The following is a 25,770-nucleotide window of genomic DNA, read 5'->3' as shown; positions in this document are numbered from 1 at the left end:
CTTATATTATTTATGAGGAGCGATAAGAATGGAAAGAGAAATCTATATGGATTATGCTGCTACAACCTTTATTAAGCCAGAGGTTTTAGAAGAAATGAATCCATATCTTACACAATATTTTGGTAATCCATCTTCAATTTATCATATATCAAGAAAAACAAAAGCTGCAGTTGATATAGCAAGAGATAGAATTGCCAGTGCCATAAACTCTAGAGGTGATGAGATATATTTCACAAGTGGAGGTTCAGAAGCAGATAATTGGGCAATTAAAGGAATAGCTTTTGCAAATAAAGACAAAGGGAACCATATAATTACCAGTTGTATTGAACATCATGCTGTGCTGCATACTTGCGAATACTTGGAAGATCAGGGCTTTGAAGTTACTTATTTACCCGTTAACGAACAGGGTATAATTAAAATAGATGATCTAAAGAATGCTATAACAGATAAAACTATACTCGTATCAATAATGTTTGCAAATAATGAAATTGGAACTATTGAACCTATAAAAGAAATAGGGGAGATATGTAGAGAAAAAGGAATTATTTTTCACAGTGATGCAGTACAGGCAGTAGGAAATGTTCCGATAGATGTAAAAGATATGAAAATAGATCTATTATCGATGGCATCACACAAATTCTATGGTCCTAAAGGAATGGGAGCCCTTTATGTGAGAAAAGGCATAAAAATTCATAATTTAATACATGGTGGCGCTCAAGAAAGAGCAAGAAGAGCAGGTACAGAGAACGTCGCAGGCATTGTAGGTATGGGAAAAGCTGTAGAATTGGCAGCCCAAAATATGAAAAATGAAAGTAAGAGACTAGAAAGTCTTAGAGATAAGCTTATAGGAGGACTATTAAAAATACCTGGTGCAAGGCTAAATGGAGCAGTAGGAGACAAAAGATTGCCAGGCAACGTAAATATAAGCTTTGAAGATATAGAAGGTGATGTGCTTCTTATGTCTCTTGACAGTTTAGGCGTGTGTGCTTCCAGTGGAAGTGCTTGTTCAGCAGGGGCTATAGAGCCTTCGCAGGTATTACTTTCTATAGGATTGTCAAAAGAAATGGCTAAAGGAGCCCTTAGGTTAACAATAGGTTCAAGAACAACAGAGGAAGAAGTAGATTATTTACTTGAAGTAATACCAAGTATTATAGAAAGAATTAGAAAAAATCGTATGTAAGGTTAATATTTTAGAAAATAGGTGATAAACATGAAGAAAAAAGTTGTAGTAGGAATGAGCGGAGGAGTGGATAGCTCCGTTACAGCATATCTTTTAAAAGAACAAGGATATGACGTCATAGGTGTAACTATGCAGGTTTGGCAGGAAGATGAGGAGTATGAAGCTGCTGAAGGAGGCTGCTGTTCATTAAGTGCAGTAGAAGACGCTAGAAGAGTGGCATACAAATTAGATATTCCTTTTTACGTTATGAATTTTAAGGATATATTTAAAAAGAATGTTATAGATTATTTTATCGATGAATATATGGAAGGAAGGACCCCAAACCCATGTGTTGCATGTAATAAATATATTAAATTTGATGCACTGCTCAAAAAGGCTATGGATTTAGGTGCTGAGTATGTTGCTACAGGACATTATGCAACTATAGAAAAAATAGAGGATAGATATTTGCTTAGAAGATCTGAGGATGATAGAAAAGATCAGACTTATGCGCTATATAACTTAACTCAGTTCCAATTAGCTCATACATTAATGCCATGTGGATTATATAAAAAAGATAAAATAAGAGAGATTGCTAAGGAAATAGGATTACTTGTTCATAATAAAAAAGATAGTGAAGAAATATGCTTTATTCCTGACAATGACCATGGTTCTTATATAAAAAAGCAGGTTCCAGGTAAAGTCAGAGAAGGATATTTTGTAGATAAACAAGGAAATATTTTAGGAAAGCATAAGGGAATAGTGTACTACACAATAGGCCAAAGAAAAGGTCTTGGTATAGCCCTTGGCACGCCTGTATTCGTAACTGATATAAACCCACTTACCAATACTGTTGTTCTTGGTAGTGAAGAGGATATATTTAAGACAGAATTAATAGCTAAGGATATAAACTTTATTCCTTTTGATAAACTAGAAGATACTATGGAAGTTATGGCTAAAATAAGATACTCCGCTAAACCAGAAAAAGCGTGGATAACTCCACTTGAAGATGGCAGAGTAAAGGTTAAATTTGAAAATAAACAACGTGCTATAACAAAAGGCCAATCTGTAGTATTCTATGATAAAGAATACTTAGTTGGTGGAGGAATTATAGACGAAATTATATAGAGGTCCTAACTCATAAGTTAACTTATGCTGTAATCTAATTTGGTAATTTTTATAGTATGAGAGAGGATGAATAATTGACAATTGACAGTGGACAGAGGACAATGAAGGAGGATTTTTCTACGTTACACTACGAAAAATCTTTAAATTTAAAAGAAACTCCTGCTCTTTTGCTTCGCATGAGTAAGCGATGTTTTGCTTTAGTAAAACAAGCCTGAAAAAAATAAATTAGTTTTCAGACGTAAGGAAGAAAACTCACCTTCACTGTCAATTGTACTCTGTCCTCTGTACTCTGTCCTCTGAAAATGTTACTAATACTTTTTAGTGTATAAAATAATCTTGGATTTAGAAACCCCATAATTATATGTAGACCTAGCGTTTGGCTATATAGCCTTTAATTTTTACTTTACCCATATCATTTACTCTTTTCTTATATTCCCAGTCACTTTCTCCGTCATTTCTAGCAATAAATACATCAAGTCTATGTATAGTATCAAAATTGTTTCCACCTCTGTCTGCTACAGTTAAGGTACCAAATTCATTTGTATAAATTTCTGTTCCAAGAGGCAGTACGTTATTTGCAACTATTCCTGGAGTAAGCTTTCCACCTGTACAAGTAATACCAGTATATCCACCGTTTTCTTCTGCAAGGCTTGTATAGAAAGTTAAAACAATATCTATTTCGTCTCCTAAACTATTTGTCTCTAGGCTCCCCCCACGTGAAAGCTGTTTTTTATTTGAAGGATTATTTTTTTCATCATTTTTTTCTTCAGCTTCAGATTTATTTAAATCAGACTGCTCGTTATTATCTTCAGTAATTTTGTTTTGTTCAATTTGAGAATTATTTTCCTTATTAACAGGAATTTGTTCCGGTTGATTTTTAACTTCTTGTTTAGTTTCTTGCTTTATTGTTGTTTGTTTGTCTTGGTCTATATTTTTAGTATTAATATTTTTTAATTCATTTATGTATGCTACTTCATTGCTTTTAACATTATTATATATTTGACTAGCAATACTATCTTTGCTATATACATTTGCATATCTTATGGCTATAAGATCAATTATTATAAGAATTATTAACATTACTTTCTTAACATTCGTACTCAATTAAAACATCCTCTCTATATGTTATTTCATTATATTATTATGGACAAGTTTTCAAAAATATAACCAAATTTTTCATAATAGAATTTTAAAAAGTGTGTTTTTGGCATATAAGAAAGAATTTAACAATTAGATAAAACCATTGAGATGACTTAAGTTTATAAGAAAACTATGTATAAAAATATAAAAAATGTAAAATATTATAATGAGGTGATGTCATGTCATTTAAAATTACATGGAAAACTCATTTAATATGTTTACTTGTAGCTATAATACTAACTGAGTCTATAGGAAAAATAGTAGATGAAATATTAAATAACTTCTTATCAAGAGGTGTAATAAGTTATCCTACAGATAATCCATTATTTAATTTTTATATTATAGTTGCATTGACAATAATACCAATTTGCATAATCCACGAATTAATTCATGGTATAACATTTAAACTCTTTGGGGGTAAAGTAAAATACGGGTTTAAAATAATTTATGCATACACACAAGAGGTATCAAACATGCCTATTAATAGGAATAAGTTTTTAATAGTACTTTTATCTCCAGTAGTAGTAATATCTATTACTTCTACACTATTTCCACCTTGGATTGGAGGTTTAGTCTATTTTTTTAATTTAATAGGAAGCATAGGAGATATATATATGGCTTTTGTTTTATGTAGATGCAGTTATGATAGTAAAATAATAGACAGGAAATATGGATTTGATGTTGTTAAGTAAGCTATTGTAATAATACAGTATATATATTATAATTAAAATGTTGTTTTCAAAATTATACAAATAACTCCAATATATACTATAATGTAGCAAAAGCATACATTTATTAATGCTAATTTTTAATATATATATTTTATATCGACAATAGCACACTTATTGAAAAGTAAGGTCGCAAAGCTATGGGTCTAAGGGAATTGTTAATCCTATGATTGCCAGGTTGCCGAAATATAATTTTATGTTGTATTTACATATAACATAATCTATTAGGCACCTAAAATTATTTTAGGTGCCTTTAATATTTCGTAGGTGAGGTAATGTTATGAAAAATAATTTTATGAGATTTAAAGAATGTGGCTGTAATATATATGGCACGGACAATAATATTTCTTTTCGGAAGGACGAAGTGATAGGTCAATATATAAGTTCTATTATAGGAGTGCATATCATGGAAGCAGAACTGCTAGCAGCTTTAATTTACGAAAAAGACTTTTATACCTGGGAGCATTCAAAGAATGTGGCATTCTACGCCAATACAATTTGTGAAGTACTACCAATATCAGAGGAAGAAAAGTTGAAAATTCATTTAGCATCTATATTGCACGATGTAGGGAAAATAAGTATAGATGATTTAATATTAAAGAAGCCAGATAAGCTAACAGTAGAAGAATATGAGGAAATTAAAAAGCATTCAATTATTGGCGAAAAAATAACAATGAATATTGAATACCTTGAAGATTTAAGTGATATAATAAGAAGCCATCATGAAAGATGGGATGGAACTGGTTATCCTGACGGTTTAAAAGATGATGAAATTCCACTTGCTTCTCAAATTATTGCAATTGCAGATACCTTTGATGCTTTAACATCAGACCGGATATACAGGAAATCTATTTCACAAAATTCAGCTATAGAAATATTAATTAGTGAAAAGGGAAAGCAATTTAATCCTGAGCTAGTGGATATGTTTACGGATATCTTATACAATGATATTTCATTAGAAAAATGAATTTTGTAGTTCGACATTACTTGCAAAGTGAGGTACACTAATTGATCTTTTTATCCAAATTTTACCTTGTAATGTGGCATATAAAATACTATAATACCATTATATGAATAAAAAATATAAAATAAATGTAAAATAATCAATATAAAGGTTGCAGTTAAGTATTATCTAGTCACTAAGAGGAGTGTATGCTATGAGTGGTTATGTTGAAAGCACAAAAAAAGCAGAAATATCTATGAGATTATCAGAATTTGAAATGCCTCCAATGCAAGATGTTTTAATTGTTGGTAAAAAAGCTCCAATAGGGCCAGAGGGCGCAAGAAGGATGGCAGATGCTTTGTCACCAGATCAGTATGATATTATTAGAATTGATCACGAAGCAATTGAGGCAGTTGTAATTAGAAAGTCTTTACTCAATATTCTGCCTAAGGAAAGATTAATACCATTAGTCTTAGAAGAAGGAGGAAGAATTGCTACACCTTCTATGATAATAAAAGTACAAGTAAACATTGTGCTTCAGGTTAGCAGGTCAATAGATATATGATAGGAAACATATCAGATATAATATCTTCAAATTATGTAACTATAAATGCATGTGACAGTATTCAAAAAGTTCAAGATTTGATTTTGGATAGTGATTGTCACTATTTTTTGGTTGTAGAAAATAACGAAACTGTTGGCCTGTTAACATATAAAAATTTATTTAAAGCACATCCTAATAGACTTGTGGCTGATGCTATGACAAGCTCTATTATATATATAGACAGCAATACATATATGTGGAAGGCAAAAGAGATATTTGATAAAAGCGGAGAAGAGGTTTTATTAGTTAGAGATGATAATAGGCTATTGGGAATGCTAATAAAAAATCAACTTTATAAAGAATTAGGTAAGCACATAGACCTTCTAACAGGTTTATACAAGAGTGATTACATATATTATAATATACTGAAGCTAATAAAGGGAGGAATAAATCCTGTTATTATTTTTATTGACTTAAATAACTTTGGATATATAAATAAAAAATATGGACATATTAAGGGAGATATAGTACTAGAGGAATTAAGCAAGATATTAAAGGACAATACCCCTAAAGATACTTTTTTATCAAGATTTGCAGGAGATGAATTCATTGTTTTAACTCCTTACTCAATAGAGAAATCTATTGATCTAGCAAGATATTTGATAAAAATTGTTTCTTCAAATACCTTTACTGATAATATAGATATTACTATTTCAGTTGGAGTATCTGAAGTAAAAGAGAACAGGACTATAGATGATAATATAATTTCACTTATATATAAGATGGTAAATGCAGCTAGCTTGGCTTCTACAAAAGCTAAAAATAATGAAGAACATTTAATTATTGCTAACACAGATGATATACATGAGTCTGCATAGCTATGTTTTAAGATTATATTATATGGTAACATGAAAAGTTAGATAAACTATCTAGCTTTTTTATTTTTAAATTATAAAACTCCATATCCAGAATGCGATCTATACTATGTACCTAATGAGGGAAAAAGTGCTGAGTTTAATTATGCTTTATCAAATTCTTTTGGATTTGGTGGACATAATGCTTCATTGGTTTTAAAAGCTTTTAATTCTAAAAATGTTGACTAAATTAATATTATTGTATAAAATGTTTAATAATATAATCAATTGCTATGATGAGAAGAGTAAACATATACATTCTTTTGCAGAGAGCTCCGTTAGCTGAAAAGGAGCAAAGAAGGATATGTTGAACCAAGCCTCGGAGCTTCATGTGGATCTTTATATAAAAAAGTGATATCATGACGTATGTTCACGTTAAAGAACTAGAGTATAAGTATGAATGATGATACCGTGCTCGAAAAGATTGATATGGCAACATATCAATGAATAAAGGTGGCACCACGAAAGTTTAACTCTCGTCCTTAAGACTATTAAGTTTTATGGATGAGAGTTTTTTATTTTATATATGAAATTTTTGAAAGAAACTGAAAGGATGTGGTTAGATGGGGCAAGTAAACTATTTCGTTTAAGAGAATTTATTCCTCTTCAAATTTATCAGCGTATCATATGCCTAGATAAAATATAAAATTAATTTTTAGGAGGCTGCGATATGTACAATGATAAAGAAAATTTAAATTTTATAGATAGACTAGTTAAAATAGATTTAGAAGAGGGAATATATAAAGAAATTCACACTCGTTTTCCGCCAGAACCAAATGGATACCTTCATATTGGAAGTGCTTATGCAATAAATATAAGCTATTCTTTGGCTAAAAAATATGAAGGAAAGTTTAATTTAAGATTTGATGATACAAATCCGCAAAAGGAAAATATTGAATTTGTAGAATCAATTATAGAAGACATGAAATGGTTAGGTTTCAATTATGATGATAAAGCATTTTATGGATCAGATTATAATGATCAAATATATGAATATGCAAAATATCTTATTAAAAAAGGAAAGGCATATGTTTGCGATTTAAGTAGCGGTAAAATAAGAGAATGTAGAGGAACCTTAACTCAAAAAGGAAAGGATAGCCCTTTCAGAAACAGAAGTGTTGAAGAAAACTTAGAGTTATTTAAGAAAATGAAAGAGGGATGTTTTAAAGAAGGAGAAAAGGTACTGAGAGCAAAGATAGATATGGAAAGCCCAAATATGAATATGAGGGATCCGGTTATTTATAGAATATGTTACACACCACATTATAGAACAGGAGATAAGTGGTGTATTTATCCAATGTATGATTATGCTCATCCAATTCAAGATTATATAGAAGGAATTTCACACTCTTTGTGCTCCGTAGAGTTTAAAGATCACAGACCATTATATGAATGGGTTCTAAGAGAATTAGATTTAGAGGGTTTTATACCAAGACAAATAGAATTTGGAAGAATGAGTTTAAGTGGAGTTGTTACAAGCAAAAGATATTTAAAGATGCTTGTAGCAAGCAAAGTAGTAGAAGGATGGGATGATCCTAGGATGCCAACGATAAAAGGCTTAAGGAGAAGAGGCTATACAAAAGAATCTATTCATAATTTTTTAGGTGAAATAGGAGTATCAAAAAGTGAGAGCGTTGTAGATATAGCAATGTTAGAACATTCTTTAAGACAAGATTTAAAATCTAAGGTGCCTTCAATCATGGCAGTACTTGATCCGATCAAAGTAGTGATTACAAACTTATCGGATGATTATGTTGAATATTTAGATGTGGAGAATAATAGTGAAAAGGAAGAATTAGGAACTAGAAGGATACCCTTTACTAGAAATATTTATATTGATAGAGAAGATTTTAATGAAAATCCTCCTAAAAAATATAATCGATTGTTATTAGGTGGAGAGGTTAGACTTAAATATGCATATTTTATAAGATGCAATGAAGTAATAAAAGATGAAGAGGGAAATATAATAGAATTAAGATGCACCTATGATCCCAAAACTAAAAGTGGAAGCGGTTTTACGGAAAGAAAGGTAAAAGGGACTATTCATTGGGTAAGTATCGATTATGCTGTTCCTTGCAATATTAGAATATTTTCTGATCTATTTAGAGAAGTGCCTTCAGGAGGTAACCTCTTTGAAACATTAAATTCAAATTCACTTGAAATAAAGACAAATGCCTTTGTTGAATCATCTGTTACTGAGTTAGGATATGAAGGAAGATTTCAATTTATAAGGCATGGTTATTTTATAAAGGATTTTAAATTGTCTAATGAAAATAAATTAGTATTTAATAAAATCGTATCATTAAAGAGTTCATATAAGAGTTAAAGTTTATCTTATGGTTATACTAGTACAATATTGATAATTTCCGGTTTAAAAGTGTGAAAAAAGCGTAAACTAATGATTATTAGTATTACGCTTTTTTTAAGAGCAGTTGATTGTTGTTCAATATTATGGTAATATGATGTTGTTGTAAAAAGTTTAAATATTGTAATTTAGAAGGAGAAAGAAATGAAGATTATGTTCTTAACTAGATAATCTAATTGAATATTGGTGTTTGAAGTATTTTTAAGGGGTAATATTATCCTCTTTTTGTAGAACCTTTAAACACATATTATGAGTTAAGAACATTAGTAAAATATAAAATAACCGGATATTTACTGTGTCTTTCAGCACAGTTTTTTTATGCAATTTTTTAGGCGGTTAGTGAACTATGTTTGCTTACCGTCTTTTTGTTTTGAAAAATTCTTAACTCATAAGTAAAACCTTGAAATTATATGAAAAATGAGGTGGCATTTATGACAATGATGTTAAGTCTACAAGGAATAAACAAAGAATTTGGTGAAGTAACTATTTTAAATAATGTAAATTTTAATATTGCTTTAGGAGATAGAATAGGTCTGGTAGGATTAAACGGAGCAGGTAAAAGCACCTTAGCAAATATAATTTACGGTGCCCTTAAACCTGAGCAAGGAAGTATTCTTTGGTATAAGAAGGATATTGAAATTGGATATCTTAAACAAAATAGTTTTTATAGTCAAAGAACTTGGAGTGGAAAGGAGATAAATATTAAGAATGAAGAATATATAGGAAACTTACTTGAGATATCAAGTTATCTAGGCATAGAAAAAATAGACCCAATGGAAGAAGAAAGGCTCAGCAGCTTAAGTGGTGGAGAGAAGATGAAACTTGCGTTAGCCAATATATGGTCTAGAAATCCAGACTTTCTTATACTGGATGAGCCTACTAATCATATCGATTATCAGGGAATGAATTGGCTTATAGAGGAGTTAAAAAAATATAAGGGAACTATTTTAATTATATCTCATGACAGGTATTTTTTAGATAGTGTAGTTAATAAGATAATTGAAATAAATAAAGGAACGACAAGTATCTATCATGGGAACTATAGCTTTTATAGAGAGGAAAAGAAAAGAAGATATGAAAGTGAACTTCATCAATATGAGATCCAAGAGTGTAATAAAATAAAAATCCAACAAGAAATAACCAGGTTAAAGAGCTGGTCTGATAAAGGCCACAGGGAATCAACAAAAAAGGAGGCAGCAGGGTTAGGTAAAAAAGAATATTTTAGAAAAAAGGCCAAGAAGATGGATAAACAAATAAAGTCTAAAATTAAGAGGCTTGAAAAGATAGATTTGGAAGGAGTTAAAAAACCTGAAAAAGACAAAAAAATTGATTTTAAATTTAGTGAAGCTGCTTTAAGGAAAATAAGGATTATTGAGGCAGCAGATATCAAAAAAAGTTTTGATTCTAGGATTTTATTTAGGAAAACTTCATTTTATATAATGAGTGGAGAGCGTGTGGGAGTATTTGGACCTAATGGGTGTGGTAAAAGCACCCTACTAAACACTATCATAGGTAAGGAAAGTTTAGATGAAGGAGAACTCTTTATAAGTAAATCTATAAGTATAGGGTATTTAAGCCAGGAAGCTCAAGAAATTAATAGAGAGCAATCTGTTATAGAACTGTTTGACATTGAATCAAGAGAGGATGAAAGCAGGATAAGAACGATGTTAGCAAACATGGGTTTCGATGAAAAGATGATAAAACAACCTATATCCACCTTGAGTTTAGGAGAGCTTACAAGGGTTAGAATGGCAAAGCTCATCGCTAAACATCAAGATCTACTGGTACTAGATGAACCTCTAAATCACTTGGACATCTACAGCAGAGAAAAATTAGAAGATGCACTTAGAGAATATGACGGAAGTATAATTTTGGTATCTCACGATAGATATATGATAGAAAATATTTGTGATTGTCTTTTAGTATTTGAAGATAATAAAATAAAAAAAATATTGAGTGAGCCTAAAGATTATTTAGATAAACTATTTATAAAAGACAAAAGGAATAACTCTGAGAAAAACAAAAATGAAAATAATATTAGGGAACAGAAAATGTTAATTGAAAATGAAATTGCATATGTGCTTGGTGAGTTGACAAAAGTTACGCAGGATACTCCAGCTTATAATCAGTTAGACAATAAATTTAAAGAGCTAATCAATAAAAAAAGGAATTTGGATAAATAGGATAAGTGAAGAATTTATTTTAAATAATAGGTTTAATTTAATGTTATATGGTTATAATGTAGAATGTACCTAATAAGGTATTTTCTCTTATACAGTTCATATACTAAAGCTGGTTATATTTTGCCAGCTTATTTTTTTATTAACATATCTCTATTTTAAAAGAAACTCTATCTCTTTACTTCGTTAGATCTAAAATTTTATGAATACGATAATATAGTGTTGGATAAATATTCTAATATATAATAAAATATAAAATATATCTTTATAAGTTGTTAGTAGAGAGGAGTAAAAATCAGTTGAAGGACTTTTTTTCACGAGTTTATAAATTAGTATCTCAGATACCGGAAGGTAAGGTAGCTACATATGGACAGATAGCTTTATTATTAGGTGAACCAAGAAGTGCAAGAGTAGTTGGGTGGGCTATGAGAGCAGTGCCTAAACAGCTTAATTTACCATGCCATAGAGTAGTTAATAGACTTGGAGAAATGTCACCGGGATACGTATTTGGATCGCAAGAACTTCAAAGAGCTATACTAAGTTCAGAGGGAATAACTTTTAATAAAAGCGGATGCATCAATATGAAAAAACATATATGGAGTGGGCCTGATAATGATAGGTCCTAGGGAAATAAACGCTAAAATGTTATTTAAAATGGACAAGCAAAAAATATAAGAGGCAAAGTTTACGTATAAAGATCATTTAGGGGGAATTACTAATGAAAGAAATTATAGTTAACCAAGAGAAGGTTATTATTAGAAAAGCCAATCAATATGATTCTAAAGCACTAATAGAGTACTTAAATATAATAGGAGGAGAGTCGGATTTTTTAACTTTTGGATTGGGTGAATTTGGAGGAACAGTTGAGCAGGAAGAAGAGTTTATAAAAAACACTTTAAAGAAAGATAATTCATTATTTATAATAGCAGAAGTTAATGGAAAAGTAATTGGAAATTTAAACTTTTCCGGTGGACCAAGACAAAGAAATGCTCATGTTGGTGAATTTGGAGTAAGTGTTCTCAAAGAATATTGGGGAAATGGCATAGGAGAGGAGCTTATTAGATATTTAATCAACTGGAGTAAAAATTCAGGTATAATTAGAAAAATAAATTTAAGAGTTAGAACTGATAATAAAGCCGGTATTAATTTATATAAAAAAATAGGATTTTTAGAAGAAGGAGTTTTGAAAAGAGACTATTTAATTAATGGTGAGTTCTATGATTCACTTGCAATGGGGTTATTAATTGATTAGCTTATATCAACAGGCAGACCACAAGATATAACATACCTTGTGGTCTGCCTGTTATTTTATTGAGACAATATTTCCTTGTGTTATTTCAGTTAAAATCTTTGGAGTAAGTTTAAAAACTGCATGAGGGGTTCCAGCAGCAGCCCATATTTCTTCATATTGCATTAAATCCTCATCAATTAATGTTGTAATGGAATTTTTATGCCCAATTGGAGGTATGCCGCCTATTACAAATCCTGTATTTTCAAGAACAAAATCAGCATCTGCTTTTTCAAGCTTCTCTCCAATATACTGTTTAATTATTTTTTCATTAACCCTATTTGTACCACTTGCAATAATTAGAAGTGGCTTTTGTGAGTTTTTGCATTTAAATATTAATGACTTGGCAATTTGACTTACCTGGCAACCAATTGTATCGGCTGCCTCCTGCGCAGTACGAGTTGATTCTGATAATTCAACCACATTAAGTTCAAATCCAAATTTGTTTAATGCGCTCTGCACTTTTTCAGCGCTTTTACTAAGATCTGTTGACATAAAACTACCTCCTCTACAAATAATATGTTATGATATATTGTACAACAGTATGTTATAACATACAATTACTTTGGAGGTAATTATATCTGATGGGGACGCAATAAGTTATTTTGCAAATAAACAGCATACTTATCGAAATACCTCTAATACACAAACCTGTTTTCAGCATATAATATATTATTTTAAATAAACAGAATTCTTGGCTTNNTTAGAAGTCGTTATCCAGGGACATAGCCGCTCGTGACGTACACTTGAAGAAAAGCAGAGAACCAAAATCTCTGATTTTGTGTGAATCGCTTTCACAGAGTGCAAGCAGAGATCCCAAATCTCCGATTTGGTGCGAATCGCTTTCACAGAGTGCGATGGGAGTATTAGAGCGGGTAAGTCATCGGATAAAAAATCTATTGTATTTTTCAGTATTTTTATTAATAGATATATATTATAATTTAAATATATTTATTTTAATAGAGATAGGGGAATAGTATTATGGATGACAAAGATGCTATAATTGATGACTTTAATAAGATTGCAAATACAAAGCCCTCAAATTGGGATCATAATAAACACTATCATAATTTTTTGCTAAAATTCATACCAAATGAATGTGAGAAAGCAATAGACATTGGTTGTGGAACAGGTGAATTTACTAGATTACTAGCTGAAAAATTTTATACAGTTGAAGGGATAGATTTATCACCAGAAATGGTTAGGGTAGCAGAAGAACAATCTCGAAAATATAATAATATTAAGTACCAAGTTGAGGATGTATTAGAATGGGATTTAGGACAAGAAAAATATGATTGTATAGTTTCTATTGCTACTTTTCATCATCTTCAGTTTAAAGAAATGCTATTAAAAATAAGAGAAGCTTTAAAACCAAATGGAGTATTCATGATACTTGACCTCTATAAAGAAGAAAAATTAATGGATTATTTGATATCAATAGCGGCTATACCTATAAATATAATTACTATGCTAATAAAAACAGGTAAAGTGAAGAAATCAGAAGAAGAAATTAAAGCTTGGAATGAACATGTAAAGCATGATAGATATATGACAATTAATGAAATTCAAAAAATTACCAGGGGAATAATGCCTAATGCAAAATTGGAAAGACACCTATTTTGGAGATATTCACTAGTGTGGAAAAAATAAAGTAAGGGGGATTTATTATGTTTGGTATTGTAAATTTTAGTGTTTTTATAATTACGGGAATAATACTAAACTTGACTCCAGGTGCAGATACTATGTATATATTGGGAAATAGCATGTCCAATGGCAAGAAGGCAGGTATAATGTCTGCTTTAGGAATTTCAACTGGGTGCATTGTACATACCATATTGGCGGCCTTAGGGCTCTCAGTTATATTAGCTAAATCAGCTCTTGCTTTTAACATTATTAAATATCTGGGAGCAGCCTATTTAGTATATCTTGGTATTCGTTCATTTATGTCAAAATCATCATTACTTATTCATAATGGAGATAATGAAAAAAGTAGTTTTAAAAATATATACTTTCAAGGAATTATAACCAATGTATTAAATCCTAAGGTGGCGTTATTTTTTCTAGCCTTTTTACCTCAATTTATCAATCCTAATAACACCTATGGAGCTCTACCTTTTTTATTGCTTGGATGTACATTTATTATTACTGGAACTATATGGTGTATAATTTTGGCAGTATTTTCATCCTATTTAACCGGAAAAATAAGTGAAAAGGTAGGACTAGCTAATTCATTAAATAAGATATCAGGAATTATATTTGTTGGATTAGGATTAAATTTATTACGAGCAAAACTATCGAATTAGACAAAGCTATTTTTTATATTATACAGAGATTCACAAATTGCTATATATAGAGATACTAGGCAGAAAGCTAACTTATACGCCGGGATATGTTTCCAAGCTTCAGTACGTTAAAAGCTTTTAGCCAGTCTAAAGTTTGTATTTTAGACGACCTAAGGACCTTCGAGAAACTCGCTACGCTCAGACAACTCGAAGGTGCTAAGGTTGTCTTAAAACCCTTCACTAAGACTGGCACAAAGTTTTTAAATCTATCTTCAGCTTTGGAAACGTATCCCTCTGTATAAGCTAGCTTTCTAGTTAATATCTCTATATAGATATTCAACCTGGATGCTTGACTTATTAGCGGTATTCATAGGGGGACTCTTTGTTAAGTCAATTATCGAGGTTGCATATTTATGGAATTTATGTTTTTAAAGGAAGATTGACTAGTAAAAAAATATAAAGATATATACAAAATATTGACATGATATAAAAAATATGATAACTTAGACGATATATTACAAAAAAATTCTATGAAGAGAAAAGTAATTAATATTTGTCTTCAAAGCGAATGAGGGTTGGTGTGAGCCTCAAAGGAACGATATTAGTGAAAGACATCTCTGAGAAGTTTATTTGAAATTAAGTAGGATAAATCGGTTGCCACCGTTAAAAGGTCTAAAGATATCTTTGTTTTGCTAAGATTAAGCAGGATGGCACCGTGAATTTAACCTCACTCCTACACTAGGAGTGAGGTTTTTGTATTTTATTAAACTGCTTATTGATTAAAACGAGATAAATTAGGATGGTACCGTGAATTTAAATCTTCGCTCCTAAAAGGAGTGAAGATTTTTTTATTACTAAAAAATCAATAAAATTAAGCTATTAAATAAATAAAAGGAGAGATTATTATGAAAAGAACATTAATTAGGAGCCTAGAAGAAAACTTGAATAAGAATGTAATAATTAAAGGATGGGTTCATAGAGTAAGGAGACTTAAAGGTATTACTTTTATAATTTTAAGAGATAGAAGTGGGATGGTTCAATGTGTGGTTGATAATAAAGATCCAATTATACATGGATTAAAATGTGAAAGTGTGCTGGAAGTAAGCGGTACAGTCAAAGAGGGGAAAAACTCCCTGAATAATTTTGAATTAGCAGTAGAATCTCTCAAGGTGTTGAGCAAAGTAGAAGAAGATCTGCCTATTGAAATAAATAGTGAGGAGCTAAATATTTCTCTTGATACAATGCTTAATAATAGAATTTTAAGTCTTAGACATGAAAAAAAGAATGCTATATTTAGAATACAGCATATTATAGTGGAAGGTTTTAGAGAATTTTTATCAAGAGAAGGCTTTATAGAAATATTTACCCCGAAAATTGTAGCGGAAGGAGCTGAAGGAGGAACTGCTCTCTTTAAGTTGGATTATTTTAGGAAAGATGCATACCTTGCACAAAGTCCTCAATTTTATAAACAAATGATGGTAGCCGCTGGTTATGAGAGAGTCTTCGAAATAGGAAATTTTTTCAGAGCTGAAGAACATGATACAGCTAGACATTTAAACCAATTTACGAGTATGGATCTTGAATTGGCATTTATTGAAGATGAACAAGATATTATGGATATAGAGGAAGAAATGTTAAAGCACATTATAAATAAACTAGAGTTAGAGGGAACTAGATGTTTTAAAATGTTAAATGTAGATATTCCTAAAATATTAGCGCCGATACCAAGGATAGAATTTGAATATGCAGCAAGAGTTTTAAAAGAAAACTACAACAAAATTGTAACTGACAATGACTTAGATCCAGAAGGAGAGAGGCTTTTAAGTGAGTATGCAAAGGAGAAATATAATTCAGAGTTTATTTTTGTTACAAACTACAGCAGAAAAAAGAGACCTATGTATACAATGCCTAAAGGCATAAATGGTACTAGATCCTTTGACCTTATATTCAAGGGAACGGAAATAACTTCTGGAGGCCAAAGAATACATGATTATGACATGCTAGTTGAAAGCTTTGAAATTAAAGGATTAAACCATGAAAATTTTTCAAGTTATGTGAATGTATTTAAATATGGAGTACCACCTCATGGGGGATTGGCGATAGGTCTTGAAAGGCTTTTAGCCTTACTTTTAGGAATAAATAATATCAGAGAAACATCCGCATTTCCTAGAGATAGAAGTAGATTAACACCTTAATTAGATCTAATAAATGAAAATTTGTGAGTTACTTCATCTATTTATTTGATAAGTTATATAATAAAAAAATAATAGCGGAAAACATATCCGCTATTATCTTTTTTATTATTGAGGTTTGCTTATAAACTCTTGTGTAAACATGCTTCCATAAGGACCACCAGCTCTAATCCCTATACCTATATGAGTGAAATCCGGACTTAATATGTTTTTTCTATGGCCTGGAGAATTCATCAATGCATTTTCTGCATTTTGAACATTTTGATTACCTGCGATATTCTCTCCTGCTTGAACAAAACCTACTCCAAAGGATTTCATCATATCAAAAGGACTACCGTATTTTGGTGAGTTGTGGCTAAAATAATTATTGTCTATCATATCTTGAGATTTAATTCTCGCAATATTACATAACTGCATATCAACTTTTAAAGGTTGCAAATTATTTTGAACTCGAGCATCGTTTACTAACTTTAGCATCTGCTGTTCTGCATCTGTTAATGTAGTAGCGTTTGTCTGTGCAGTTGGTGTTTTTGGTGCTGTTTGTGCTGTTGTTCCTTGAGTAGTTGTTCCAGCAGTCTCAGGTGTTGCTTGAACTGCTTTGTTTTCAGGCGCTATTGCCTTACATTGGTCTTTTGGAACAAAGCCAACTTTGTTATCTGGGAGTTTTACTGCAAACCAATCTTGAACCTGACTAACTACATTAAAGGTGTTATCTTTACTTGATGCCTGAACAACTGGAGCATCACCAGAACAGCCAGATCTTATATTTGCTTGGTCAGCGGTAATTTTTACTTTTTCAACATCACCTGTTTTAGAATATGAGGATTCTACACCTGCAGTAGGTTGCTGTGCTGACTGTTGCTTTTGGGTGCATGAGACTGTAAAAATTGACATAACAACTAAAATAGAGATAATGCTTTTCTTTTTCATTAAATTCACTCCTTAGACTTAAATAATAGAATTTACAGCATTAGTATTTGTAAGTCTAATAAATATTATTAGTAAAATTATAATTATAAAAAATTAAGAAGGTATGAGCTTTTAACTCACACCTTCTTATATAATTAATAAAAATTATCAAAGGGTGCAGGCCTGCCAAGAGCGTAACCCTGAGCGTATCGAATACCTGAATTTTTAATTATTTCGAGACATCCAATTTGTTCAATTCCCTCAGCAATTATTTCTATGGATGGTCCAATTACTTTTACTAAGTTCTCTAAGTTCTTCTGTTTTACTTTGTTATCTACTAAATTTGTCATATGACATCTATCTAATTTTATATAATCAGGCTCAAGTTGCAGCCAATGCTTTAAAAATGAATATCCTTCACCCATATCATCTACAGCTATTTTTACTTTATCCTTTTTTAGCACTTTTATTACAGACTTTAAATTTTCCCAGTCGCTTATAGGTTCTTCCTCAGATAATTCTAAAACTATTTGTGGAGCAAGTGATGAGAACTCCTTCCACCATGAAATAAACTTTTTATCAAGTAAAGTTGATGGAAATATATTTATGAATAGTGAGTGAGTATTCTTATATCTAAATAGTTGTTGAGCCTTCAAAATTAATTGATAATCAAGTATTGTAAGTGTCCTTTGTATTTCCGCTTGATGAAAAAGATCAATAGCACTAAAATCGCGATATAGCTTACTTCTTACTAATGCTTCAAATCCAAATGCCTTCATGGTATTTACCTCATATATTGGCTGATACCAGCATGTAAGGTTAGTTATATCAATCCTTTTATCTAGAAAGAAGCCCACTATAATCACGTCCCCTCAAATTATATAAGAATTAATTTAATATTTAGTAAAATAATATTCATTATTAAAATCATAACATGGCCTGGCTTATTATGTCAAATAGTGTATATTTAAGTAAGTTGAGATAAATATATACTTTAAATGGGAAAATAAGGACAATCAAGTGCAGTTATTACAAATTTTATGTGACTTCATTTCTAACTTTTTATTAATTTGTATTTAAATAAATAATTAAACACAACATAATAAATATAACAAATTTAATAAATTATAAGGGAGTTGCATATGAAATTACTTATTATAGAAGATGATGAATTAATATTACAATCAATTAAAAATAGTCTAGAAAGTAACTATCAGGTAGATGCCTCTTATAATGGAGAAGAGGGATTATATATGGCTAGACAAAACATATATGATGCAATAATACTTGATATAATGATTCCTTTATTAGATGGTTATGAGGTGTTAAAAATATTAAGAAAAGAGAATATTGACACACCAGTGCTAGTTCTTACAGCTAAGGACTCTTTAGAAGACAAAATAAAGGGTTTAAAAATAGGCGCTGACGATTATATAGTCAAACCTTTTCATATACAAGAATTAAAAGCAAGAATTGAAGCGCTACTTCGGAGATCAGGTTCAATGGCAGCAGAAAACATTTTAAAGTATAAAGAAATTGAACTTAACATTAAGAATAGAGAGCTGTCTATAAAAGGAGAAAAAATAAACCTTCAAGTTAAGTTGTTTGATCTTCTAGAATACCTAATTAACAATAAAGAAACTATTCTAACAAAAGAGCAAATATTTGATAGAGTATGGGGATTTGAATCAGATACCACTATAAACATAGTGGAGGTATACATGCATAAACTTAGAAAAATACTATCTAACTATAATTATGATAAATGTATAAAAACAATACGTGGGATTGGATATATGCTAAAAACTTATGAGGATGAAAATGTTTAAAAAACAGAGACTTAAACTAACACTATTAAATACAACAATATTTTTTATACTTTTTATTGTATTTAATATGATTATATATTTTTATGCTAAAACAAATTTATATAGAGGTGTAGATAGATCACTATTAATTTCTAAGAAAATGATAGAAAATAACTTGGCAAAAGTTAGTTTGGAACTTCCAAAGCTAGAAGCTTCAATGATTCCAGCTTTAGAATCTAATCAAATAACACAACCAGGTCCCCATAATATACCGCCTCTTGATCCACGTATAATACCCATTTTAAGAGACGAAAAAGGAAATATTCTTTTTCATTCTCAATTATCAATGTTTTATCAAAAAAATTTAGAAAATATCGAACCAACTATAACGGATAAATTATATGATATTAAATTTAATGATTTTCATTTTAGAACAATAGCCTTCAGTGTTCAAGTAGATAATAAAACTATCATGGTTCAGCTGTTAAGAAACACAAATTCAGAAAAAGAACTTCTAGATAACCTTTTAAAAATCATAATTATTGGTGGCATTATACTATTCTTAGTTGCCATAGGAGCAGGATCATTCTTAGCACAAAGAACCATGATACCTATAGTTAATGCTTGGAAAAAGCAGCGACAATTTGTTGAAGATGCTTCCCATGAACTTAGAACTCCTTTAACAGTAATTCAATCTCAATTAGAATTAATTCTTAAATATCCTGATTCTACTGTAATTAACAATGCAAATTATTTAGGAATTGCACTTTCAGAAACAAGAAGATTATCAAAACTTACATCTGATCTGCTTACACTTGCACGATCTGATTCTAATACACTGGAAATTGCAAAGAAACCTGTAAATATTAGCATTTTAATAAATAAAATAGCAGAACCCTATGTAGAAATTGCAGATTTAGAAGATAAGCATATGGAATTGAATTTAGCTGAAGCTTTAATTATAAATTGCGATGAAGAAAGAATATCTCAGCTTATAATTATTCTTTTAGATAATGCCTTAAAATATACAAATAGTGGAGATGCAATTAAAGTTAATCTTAAAAATGAAGAATCTAGATGTATTATAAGTGTAGCAGATACTGGCATAGGTATAAAAGAAGAAGAAACTAAATTGATATTTGAAAGATTCTATCGTGGAGATAAGAGCAGAACAAAACAAACAGGAGGGACGGGGCTGGGCTTATCTATTGCCAAATGGATAGTAAGTAATCACGGCGGCTTAATAAAAGCTTCACCAAATCATCCTAAAGGAACAATAATTAAGGTAACACTACCAGTTGATTAAGAGAACTTAAAAGTTCTCTTTTTTATGTTTTAAATACAAATTAAACTTATAATTTGATAACAATCTGATAATGGATAAAAATTCAATGTTATAGTTAAGGATAAGTTAAGATTTAAGTATCATAATAGTACCCATAACGAGGGATATTAAAATTAATTATATAGAAAGGGTAGGTAATTATGAAAAAAGTAACTATTAGTATAATGATAATAGCCGTATTAGGATTTGGAGGATTTGGAGTTTATAAGAGTATCAATGCTAATGCAGCAACACAAAGCAAAACTTCTCAGATTGTTAAAGCAAAAGCTTCTGTACAAAATATTCAAAAATCAGTTTCTGGGTCAGGAAGTGTTGAATCATCATCAACTGACACACTTAAATCATCCAGCAGGGATACAATACAATCAGTACTTGTAAGCAAAAATCAAGTAGTAACAAAAGGACAGGAGTTAATAACTTTTGTAAATGGAAGCGATCCTATAGTAGCACCTTACGATGGGGTTATTAGTGATATAAGTGTTTCTTCAGGTGATAGTGTAAATGCATCACAACAACTTATGACTATATTTGATGATAAAAATCTTCTTACAAAAATATCAGTAGATGAAACAGATTTAGCAAATTTGAAAGTTGGTCAAAAGGCAGATATAAAAGTTAACGCTTTTCCAGATGTGAAGTTCACTGGAGTTATTAAGGACATCAGTCAACAAGGCACATATTCTAATGGAGTTTCAAACTTTGATGTAACAATAGCTTTTGACGATATACATGATACAAAAGTAGGTATGTCCACAGAAGCTACAATAGTGACTGCATCTAAAGAGAACGTATTAGCAGTACCGGTAGAAGCGGTTAAAGAAATTAAAGGTGAAAAATATGTATTAGTGTTTAAAGATAATACGACGCCAACATTACAAAAGGTTGAGCTTGGTATTAGCAATGGAAGAATGGTAGAGATAACTAACGGGCTAGTGGCTGGTCAAGAAATTGAATTACCACAGGTTCAAAATTCTAACAATAATTCCTCAAAGATGAGAGGCATGGGCGGCTTCCAAATGATGCAAGGTGGAGGCTCAGGCGGAAGAAATAATAGGACATCAGGTGGACAAGGCAATAGCCAGGGTAAATAGAATTTAGGTGCCCTCAATTAACTAAGAAAGGAGAATTTTAATGATAGAAATTAATAATTTATCTAAATCCTATACTATGGGTGATACTGTTGTAAAAGCTTTAGATAATATAAATCTAAATATAAAAGAAAATGAATTTGTTTCTATTATAGGACCATCTGGATCCGGTAAATCTACATTAATGAATATATTAGGATGCTTAGATGTGGCTGATACTGGTAGCTATGTCTTTGACAATGTAAATATAGATAAGGCAAATGAATTAGAGTTAGCTAGAATTAGAAACAAGCAAATAGGCTTCATATTTCAAAATTTCAATTTATTATCAAAACTTAACGCAGTAGAAAATGTAGAAGTGCCTCTTTTATATAGGGGAATGAATGAAAAAGAATGTAGGAAGCTTGCTATGGAGTATATTGAAAAAGTAGGTCTTAAAGGAAGAGAACATCATAGGCCAAATCAGCTTTCAGGAGGACAGCAGCAGAGAGTGGCTATTGCAAGAGCATTAGTTGGAAATCCAAAGATTCTTTTAGCTGATGAACCTACTGGAGCATTAGATAGTAAAACTAGCAAAGAGATTATGGAACTTATAAAAGAGCTTCATAAACAAGGACAGACCATAATACTAATAACACATGACCATAAAGTTGCAGAGCAGGCGGAAAGAGTTGTTACTATAGAAGATGGTAAGCTTTATGCATAGGGAGGGGATTAAATGAGATTTTTTCAAACAATAAAACTAGCTATAAAAAATATAAAAAGCAATAAATTAAGATCTGTCCTTACTATGATAGGTATTATCATTGGGATTTCTTCAGTAATTGTATTAGTAGGTATGGGTAGTGGGTCAACAAAGCAAATAACGTCTCAAGTTCAATCACTTGGAACAAACCTTATTGCAGCAAATACATCAAGTAATGGTACTAAACAGTTTACCCTTGATAATGTAAAAGATATTGAGCAAATACAAGGAATAGATAAGGTTGCTCCAGTTATTTCTACTAATACAACTGTTAAAGTTGATAAAACCTCTCAGAGTACATCAGTAACTGGAACCACTAGTAATTTTCTTGATATAAGAAATATGACCATTGCAGAAGGTAGATTTATTGCAGATTTAGATGTAGATTATAGAAATAAAGTTGCTGTTTTAGGATCAGATATAGCACAGCAGCTTTATGGATTTACAGATCCAGTAGGAAAAGATATTGATATAAAAGGAAACACATATCAAGTTGTAGGTGTATTAAAATCACAGGGAAGTTCCATGGGAAGCAATACAGATGATATGATAGTTATACCATCTACTACGGCAATAAGTCTTGCTGGAACAAGAAATGTTCAAACTATTTATATAAAATCCTCGGATGAAAAAAATGTTGATTTAGTAACTAATGAGGTAAATAGCTATCTTACTAACTTCTTTAAATCAACTGATAACAATAATAGAGTTATGAGTCAGAAACAATTATTAGATACAATGAGTTCGATATCTAGTACTATGACGTACTTATTAGGTGGTATAGCTGCTATATCATTAATTGTAGGCGGTATAGGAGTAATGAATGTTATGCTTGTATCTGTATCAGAACGTACAAAGGAGATAGGTATTAGAAAAGCATTAGGTGGAACAAGAAAGGATATATTAGTACAATTCCTTATTGAAGCATTAGTGTTAAGCTCTTTAGGAGGCATATCAGGTGTAGTATTCGGGTTAGGTATAGGATGGGCTGTATCAGCACTCGGAATGTCAATGACTTTTTCAATACCAATAGTTATTGTAGCATTTTCATTCTCTTTAGCGGTAGGAGTTATCTTTGGTATATTCCCAGCTTATAAAGCTTCTAGCCTTAAGCCTATTGATGCATTAAGATTTGAATAAATAAAAGATGAGTAACCTAAAAGTATATTTAAGTTACTCATCTTTTATTTACATTCTTATATCTATAAGTGATGCAATCAAAAATATAGAAATATAACTAATAAATTTACATTTTGAAAATAAATGATATAATTAAAATAGACGCAAGAAAAAATTCTTTTAGGAGGTACATATGATGGTAAATAAGCAAAGATTAGTGGAGGAATTCTTAGAACTTATACAAATAGATAGTCCAAGCTCTAAGGAAGGCGCGGTAGCAAAAATTCTAGTAGACAAGCTAAAGAACTTAGGATTCGACGTATATATAGACGAAGCAGGAGTTAAAGCTGGCGGTGAAACTGGAAACGTTATCGCTACATTAAAAGGAAATAGACCAGGGAAAACTGTGTTGTTTAGTTCACATATGGATACAGTTAGTCCAGGAGAAGGTGTAAAGCCTATCATAGATGAAGTTAATGGAATAATAAAAAGTGATGGCACTACAGTGTTAGGTTCCGATGATAAGGGTGGAATAGCAGCTATACTAGAAGCTGTAAGAATAATAAAAGAAAATAACATTGAACACGGCGATATACAAATAGTGTTCTCAATATGGGAAGAAGGGGGACTATTTGGAGCTAAGTATTTAGATTATTCTAAAATCAACCCAGATTTTGCATTCGTACTAGACAGTGGTGGAGCTCCAGGACAAATAATAGTTAAAGCTCCAGCTCAAGATAAAATATCAGTTAAAATTAAAGGTAAACCAGCTCATGCAGGTTTAGTACCAGAAGAAGGCATAAGTGCAATTATGGTTGCATCTAGAGCTATAGAAAATATGAATTTACTAAGAATTGATGAAGAAACTACTGCTAATATAGGTACTATTAAAGGTGGAGTTGCTACTAATATAGTTATGCCAGAACTTGATATATTAGCAGAGGCTAGAAGTTTAGATAACTCTAAATTAGATGCTCAAACAAAGCACATGGTAGATACGTTTAAAAAAGCTGCTGCTGATTTTGGTGCAGAAATAGAAATAGAAACTGAAAGAATGTATGGCGCTTTTAGTGTAGACGAGAATGATGAAATAGTTAATATGTTAAAGAAAGTATTCTCTAATATGGGAATGGAAGCTAAAGTTGCATCAACTGGCGGCGGAAGTGATACTAATATACTAAATGCCAATGGCATAAAAGCTGTTAATTTAGGTATTGGTATGAAAAAAGCTCATACTTTAGAAGAGTATATTGCTATAGAAGATCTAATTAATTCAGCTAGAATGGTAGTTGAAATAGTAAAAGAAGCTTAATGTTTAAATTTTATATGATAGGAGCACTTATATAAGGTGACTCCTATTTTTCATTATCAACTAAAAGTGTTAATATACTAAAAGTATACAAATTATTGGCATATGGTATAATGATATAAGATTAGTTATATAAAAATATATTAGGAGGATTTACTTTATGAAGGAAATTGAGACTTTAATACCTCACAGATATCCTTTTTTATTTGTTGATGAAATTATTTCAGTTGATGAGCATGAAATTATAGGTGTAAAAAGCTTTGATGATTCCTTTGCGTTTTTTCAAGAAACATCTGCTGGACAAAAAATAGTTCCAAGTATGATATTGATTGAAGCAATGGCACAATGTGGTGGTGCAGGTGTAAAGAAGCTAAATGATAGTGAAGATGATGCATTATATGGACTTGCATCTATAGAAAACACTCAATTTCATGATACAGTCCAGGCTGGCAATACTATTAAAATGATAATTAGAAATATAAAAATATCAAATAAGATTATAAAGCAATCTGGAACTGTTTATTGTAAAGATAAAATTGCTGTAGAAGCCACTTGGATGTGTGCAAAATTCTAAATTAGAGGAG

Annotated in this window: 24 protein-coding genes, 1 pseudogene, 1 riboswitch and 2 other annotated features; of the genes and pseudogenes, 21 read left to right on the top strand and 4 right to left on the bottom strand. The window is 30.8% G+C overall.

The window, feature by feature from the left end; all coding sequences use genetic code 11:
• The first annotated feature begins 28 nt into the window (after nt 1–28).
• Entirely contained in the window at nt 29–1,180 is a 1,152-nt protein-coding gene (gene nifS / locus I6U51_RS02565; protein ID WP_211141031.1) for a cysteine desulfurase NifS, read from the top strand.
• 30 nt (nt 1,181–1,210) lie between these two features.
• Nucleotides 1,211–2,287, top strand: a complete 1,077-nt coding sequence (mnmA, locus tag I6U51_RS02560; RefSeq protein ID WP_211141030.1) for a tRNA 2-thiouridine(34) synthase MnmA — start codon at nt 1,211–1,213, stop codon at nt 2,285–2,287.
• A gap of 369 nt (nt 2,288–2,656) precedes the next feature.
• On the opposite strand, the gene I6U51_RS02555 is transcribed toward mnmA, so the two are convergent.
• The gene (locus tag I6U51_RS02555) at nt 2,657–3,391 is read right to left on the bottom strand and encodes a 3D domain-containing protein (RefSeq protein ID WP_211141029.1); all 735 of its coding nucleotides are present in this window, start codon (nt 3,389–3,391) and stop codon (nt 2,657–2,659) included.
• Nucleotides 3,392–3,606: 215 nt separating this feature from the next.
• Here I6U51_RS02555 and I6U51_RS02550 point away from each other — a divergent pair, with 215 nt between their 5' ends.
• The 9 genes and pseudogenes from I6U51_RS02550 to I6U51_RS02515 all read left to right on the top strand — a co-directional run bounded on the left by I6U51_RS02550 (nt 3,607) and on the right by I6U51_RS02515 (nt 12,353).
• On the top strand, nt 3,607–4,119 hold the full coding sequence (locus I6U51_RS02550) for a DUF3267 domain-containing protein (protein ID WP_211141028.1): 513 nt from the start codon (nt 3,607–3,609) through the stop codon (nt 4,117–4,119).
• 133 nt (nt 4,120–4,252) lie between these two features.
• Nucleotides 4,253–4,341, top strand: a riboswitch (cyclic di-GMP riboswitch).
• Nucleotides 4,342–4,435: 94 nt separating this feature from the next.
• A complete protein-coding gene (locus tag I6U51_RS02545) occupies nt 4,436–5,122 on the top strand; it encodes an HD-GYP domain-containing protein (RefSeq protein WP_211141027.1) in 687 nt (228 codons plus the stop codon).
• Nucleotides 5,123–5,312: 190 nt separating this feature from the next.
• Nucleotides 5,313–5,663, top strand: a complete 351-nt coding sequence (locus I6U51_RS02540) for a hypothetical protein (protein ID WP_211141026.1) — start codon at nt 5,313–5,315, stop codon at nt 5,661–5,663.
• The gene (locus tag I6U51_RS02535; RefSeq protein WP_211141025.1) at nt 5,660–6,520 is read left to right on the top strand and encodes a GGDEF domain-containing protein; all 861 of its coding nucleotides are present in this window, start codon (nt 5,660–5,662) and stop codon (nt 6,518–6,520) included. Before I6U51_RS02540 ends, I6U51_RS02535 begins: the two co-directional genes overlap by 4 nt.
• Before the next feature lie 66 nt (nt 6,521–6,586).
• Nucleotides 6,587–6,745, top strand: a pseudogene (locus I6U51_RS24630) (beta-ketoacyl-[acyl-carrier-protein] synthase II); the annotation flags it as partial.
• Nucleotides 6,746–6,780: 35 nt separating this feature from the next.
• Nucleotides 6,781–7,043: a binding site (T-box leader), on the top strand.
• Between the two features lie 183 nt (nt 7,044–7,226).
• On the top strand, nt 7,227–8,882 hold the full coding sequence (locus I6U51_RS02530) for a glutamine--tRNA ligase/YqeY domain fusion protein (RefSeq protein ID WP_211141024.1): 1,656 nt from the start codon (nt 7,227–7,229) through the stop codon (nt 8,880–8,882).
• Between the two features lie 470 nt (nt 8,883–9,352).
• The gene (gene abc-f / locus I6U51_RS02525) at nt 9,353–11,104 is read left to right on the top strand and encodes a ribosomal protection-like ABC-F family protein (RefSeq protein WP_211141023.1); all 1,752 of its coding nucleotides are present in this window, start codon (nt 9,353–9,355) and stop codon (nt 11,102–11,104) included.
• Nucleotides 11,105–11,400: 296 nt separating this feature from the next.
• The gene (locus I6U51_RS02520; protein ID WP_211141022.1) at nt 11,401–11,727 is read left to right on the top strand and encodes an MGMT family protein; all 327 of its coding nucleotides are present in this window, start codon (nt 11,401–11,403) and stop codon (nt 11,725–11,727) included.
• A 92-nt stretch (nt 11,728–11,819) separates the two neighbouring features.
• Nucleotides 11,820–12,353: a GNAT family N-acetyltransferase gene (locus I6U51_RS02515; protein ID WP_211141021.1), complete on the top strand. Its 534-nt coding sequence runs from the start codon at nt 11,820–11,822 to the stop codon at nt 12,351–12,353.
• 51 nt (nt 12,354–12,404) lie between these two features.
• On the opposite strand, the gene I6U51_RS02510 is transcribed toward I6U51_RS02515, so the two are convergent.
• Entirely contained in the window at nt 12,405–12,884 is a 480-nt protein-coding gene (locus tag I6U51_RS02510; protein ID WP_211141020.1) for a YbaK/EbsC family protein, read from the bottom strand.
• Between the two features lie 486 nt (nt 12,885–13,370).
• Between I6U51_RS02510 and I6U51_RS02505 the strand changes: the two genes are divergently transcribed.
• The 3 genes from I6U51_RS02505 to aspS all read left to right on the top strand — a co-directional run bounded on the left by I6U51_RS02505 (nt 13,371) and on the right by aspS (nt 16,866).
• Nucleotides 13,371–14,039, top strand: coding sequence for a class I SAM-dependent methyltransferase (locus I6U51_RS02505; protein WP_211141019.1), 669 nt, complete (start codon nt 13,371–13,373; stop codon nt 14,037–14,039).
• 17 nt (nt 14,040–14,056) lie between these two features.
• Complete coding sequence (locus tag I6U51_RS02500; protein WP_178908322.1) at nt 14,057–14,692, top strand: LysE family translocator; 636 nt, start codon at nt 14,057–14,059, stop codon at nt 14,690–14,692.
• Nucleotides 14,693–15,192: 500 nt separating this feature from the next.
• Nucleotides 15,193–15,409, top strand: a binding site (T-box leader).
• Nucleotides 15,410–15,576: 167 nt separating this feature from the next.
• A complete protein-coding gene (gene aspS / locus I6U51_RS02495; protein WP_211141018.1) occupies nt 15,577–16,866 on the top strand; it encodes an aspartate--tRNA(Asn) ligase in 1,290 nt (429 codons plus the stop codon).
• 105 nt (nt 16,867–16,971) lie between these two features.
• Here aspS and I6U51_RS02490 read toward each other — a convergent pair whose 3' ends face one another.
• Together I6U51_RS02490 and I6U51_RS02485 are read right to left on the bottom strand one after the other, a co-directional pair.
• Entirely contained in the window at nt 16,972–17,793 is an 822-nt protein-coding gene (locus tag I6U51_RS02490; protein WP_211141017.1) for a CAP domain-containing protein, read from the bottom strand.
• A gap of 134 nt (nt 17,794–17,927) precedes the next feature.
• Nucleotides 17,928–18,629 carry an EAL domain-containing protein gene (locus tag I6U51_RS02485; protein WP_211141016.1) on the bottom strand — a complete coding sequence of 234 codons (702 nt, stop codon included), beginning with the start codon at nt 18,627–18,629 and terminating at the stop codon, nt 17,928–17,930.
• A gap of 285 nt (nt 18,630–18,914) precedes the next feature.
• Between I6U51_RS02485 and I6U51_RS02480 the strand changes: the two genes are divergently transcribed.
• The 7 genes from I6U51_RS02480 (at nt 18,915) to I6U51_RS02450 (ending at nt 25,760) form a co-directional block, all read left to right on the top strand.
• Complete coding sequence (locus I6U51_RS02480) at nt 18,915–19,601, top strand: response regulator transcription factor (protein ID WP_211141015.1); 687 nt, start codon at nt 18,915–18,917, stop codon at nt 19,599–19,601.
• The gene (locus I6U51_RS02475; RefSeq protein WP_211141014.1) at nt 19,594–20,886 is read left to right on the top strand and encodes a sensor histidine kinase; all 1,293 of its coding nucleotides are present in this window, start codon (nt 19,594–19,596) and stop codon (nt 20,884–20,886) included. The genes I6U51_RS02480 and I6U51_RS02475 overlap by 8 nt, the downstream gene beginning before the upstream one ends.
• Nucleotides 20,887–21,065: 179 nt before the next feature.
• The gene (locus I6U51_RS02470) at nt 21,066–22,016 is read left to right on the top strand and encodes an efflux RND transporter periplasmic adaptor subunit (RefSeq protein ID WP_211141013.1); all 951 of its coding nucleotides are present in this window, start codon (nt 21,066–21,068) and stop codon (nt 22,014–22,016) included.
• Between the two features lie 40 nt (nt 22,017–22,056).
• On the top strand, nt 22,057–22,719 hold the full coding sequence (locus I6U51_RS02465) for an ABC transporter ATP-binding protein (RefSeq protein WP_211141012.1): 663 nt from the start codon (nt 22,057–22,059) through the stop codon (nt 22,717–22,719).
• A gap of 12 nt (nt 22,720–22,731) precedes the next feature.
• Nucleotides 22,732–23,898, top strand: coding sequence for an ABC transporter permease (locus I6U51_RS02460; protein WP_211141011.1), 1,167 nt, complete (start codon nt 22,732–22,734; stop codon nt 23,896–23,898).
• Nucleotides 23,899–24,073: 175 nt separating this feature from the next.
• On the top strand, nt 24,074–25,189 hold the full coding sequence (locus I6U51_RS02455; RefSeq protein WP_211141072.1) for a M20/M25/M40 family metallo-hydrolase: 1,116 nt from the start codon (nt 24,074–24,076) through the stop codon (nt 25,187–25,189).
• Between the two features lie 157 nt (nt 25,190–25,346).
• Entirely contained in the window at nt 25,347–25,760 is a 414-nt protein-coding gene (locus I6U51_RS02450; RefSeq protein WP_211141010.1) for a 3-hydroxyacyl-ACP dehydratase FabZ family protein, read from the top strand.
• The last annotated feature ends 10 nt before the right edge of the window (nt 25,761–25,770 follow it).

This window comes from Clostridium aciditolerans (assembly GCF_016316925.1).
Classification (GTDB): domain Bacteria; phylum Bacillota; class Clostridia; order Clostridiales; family Clostridiaceae; genus Clostridium_AM; species Clostridium_AM aciditolerans.
The sequence above is the reverse complement of the archived record's forward strand: the minus strand, read 5'-3'. Positions and strand labels throughout refer to the sequence as shown.

Excerpts from the sequence above, each read along its gene's own strand:
- I6U51_RS02530 (WP_211141024.1), top strand. The coding sequence starts at position 7,227 with ATGTACAATGATAAAGAAAATTTAAATTTTATAGATAGACTAGTTAAA.
- I6U51_RS02515 (WP_211141021.1), top strand. The coding sequence starts at position 11,820 with ATGAAAGAAATTATAGTTAACCAAGAGAAGGTTATTATTAGAAAAGCC.
- I6U51_RS02510 (WP_211141020.1), bottom strand. The coding sequence starts at position 12,884 with ATGTCAACAGATCTTAGTAAAAGCGCTGAAAAAGTGCAGAGCGCATTA.
- I6U51_RS02500 (WP_178908322.1), top strand. The coding sequence starts at position 14,057 with ATGTTTGGTATTGTAAATTTTAGTGTTTTTATAATTACGGGAATAATA.
- I6U51_RS02550 (WP_211141028.1), top strand. The coding sequence starts at position 3,607 with ATGTCATTTAAAATTACATGGAAAACTCATTTAATATGTTTACTTGTA.
- I6U51_RS02455 (WP_211141072.1), top strand. The coding sequence starts at position 24,074 with ATGGTAAATAAGCAAAGATTAGTGGAGGAATTCTTAGAACTTATACAA.
- I6U51_RS02480 (WP_211141015.1), top strand. The coding sequence starts at position 18,915 with ATGAAATTACTTATTATAGAAGATGATGAATTAATATTACAATCAATT.
- aspS (WP_211141018.1), top strand. The coding sequence starts at position 15,577 with ATGAAAAGAACATTAATTAGGAGCCTAGAAGAAAACTTGAATAAGAAT.
- I6U51_RS02540 (WP_211141026.1), top strand. The coding sequence starts at position 5,313 with ATGAGTGGTTATGTTGAAAGCACAAAAAAAGCAGAAATATCTATGAGA.
- I6U51_RS02535 (WP_211141025.1), top strand. The coding sequence starts at position 5,660 with ATGATAGGAAACATATCAGATATAATATCTTCAAATTATGTAACTATA.
- I6U51_RS02450 (WP_211141010.1), top strand. The coding sequence starts at position 25,347 with ATGAAGGAAATTGAGACTTTAATACCTCACAGATATCCTTTTTTATTT.
- I6U51_RS02475 (WP_211141014.1), top strand. The coding sequence starts at position 19,594 with ATGTTTAAAAAACAGAGACTTAAACTAACACTATTAAATACAACAATA.
- nifS (WP_211141031.1), top strand. The coding sequence starts at position 29 with ATGGAAAGAGAAATCTATATGGATTATGCTGCTACAACCTTTATTAAG.
- abc-f (WP_211141023.1), top strand. The coding sequence starts at position 9,353 with ATGACAATGATGTTAAGTCTACAAGGAATAAACAAAGAATTTGGTGAA.
- I6U51_RS02460 (WP_211141011.1), top strand. The coding sequence starts at position 22,732 with ATGAGATTTTTTCAAACAATAAAACTAGCTATAAAAAATATAAAAAGC.
- mnmA (WP_211141030.1), top strand. The coding sequence starts at position 1,211 with ATGAAGAAAAAAGTTGTAGTAGGAATGAGCGGAGGAGTGGATAGCTCC.
- I6U51_RS02505 (WP_211141019.1), top strand. The coding sequence starts at position 13,371 with ATGGATGACAAAGATGCTATAATTGATGACTTTAATAAGATTGCAAAT.
- I6U51_RS02470 (WP_211141013.1), top strand. The coding sequence starts at position 21,066 with ATGAAAAAAGTAACTATTAGTATAATGATAATAGCCGTATTAGGATTT.
- I6U51_RS02465 (WP_211141012.1), top strand. The coding sequence starts at position 22,057 with ATGATAGAAATTAATAATTTATCTAAATCCTATACTATGGGTGATACT.
- I6U51_RS02490 (WP_211141017.1), bottom strand. The coding sequence starts at position 17,793 with ATGAAAAAGAAAAGCATTATCTCTATTTTAGTTGTTATGTCAATTTTT.
- I6U51_RS02545 (WP_211141027.1), top strand. The coding sequence starts at position 4,436 with ATGAAAAATAATTTTATGAGATTTAAAGAATGTGGCTGTAATATATAT.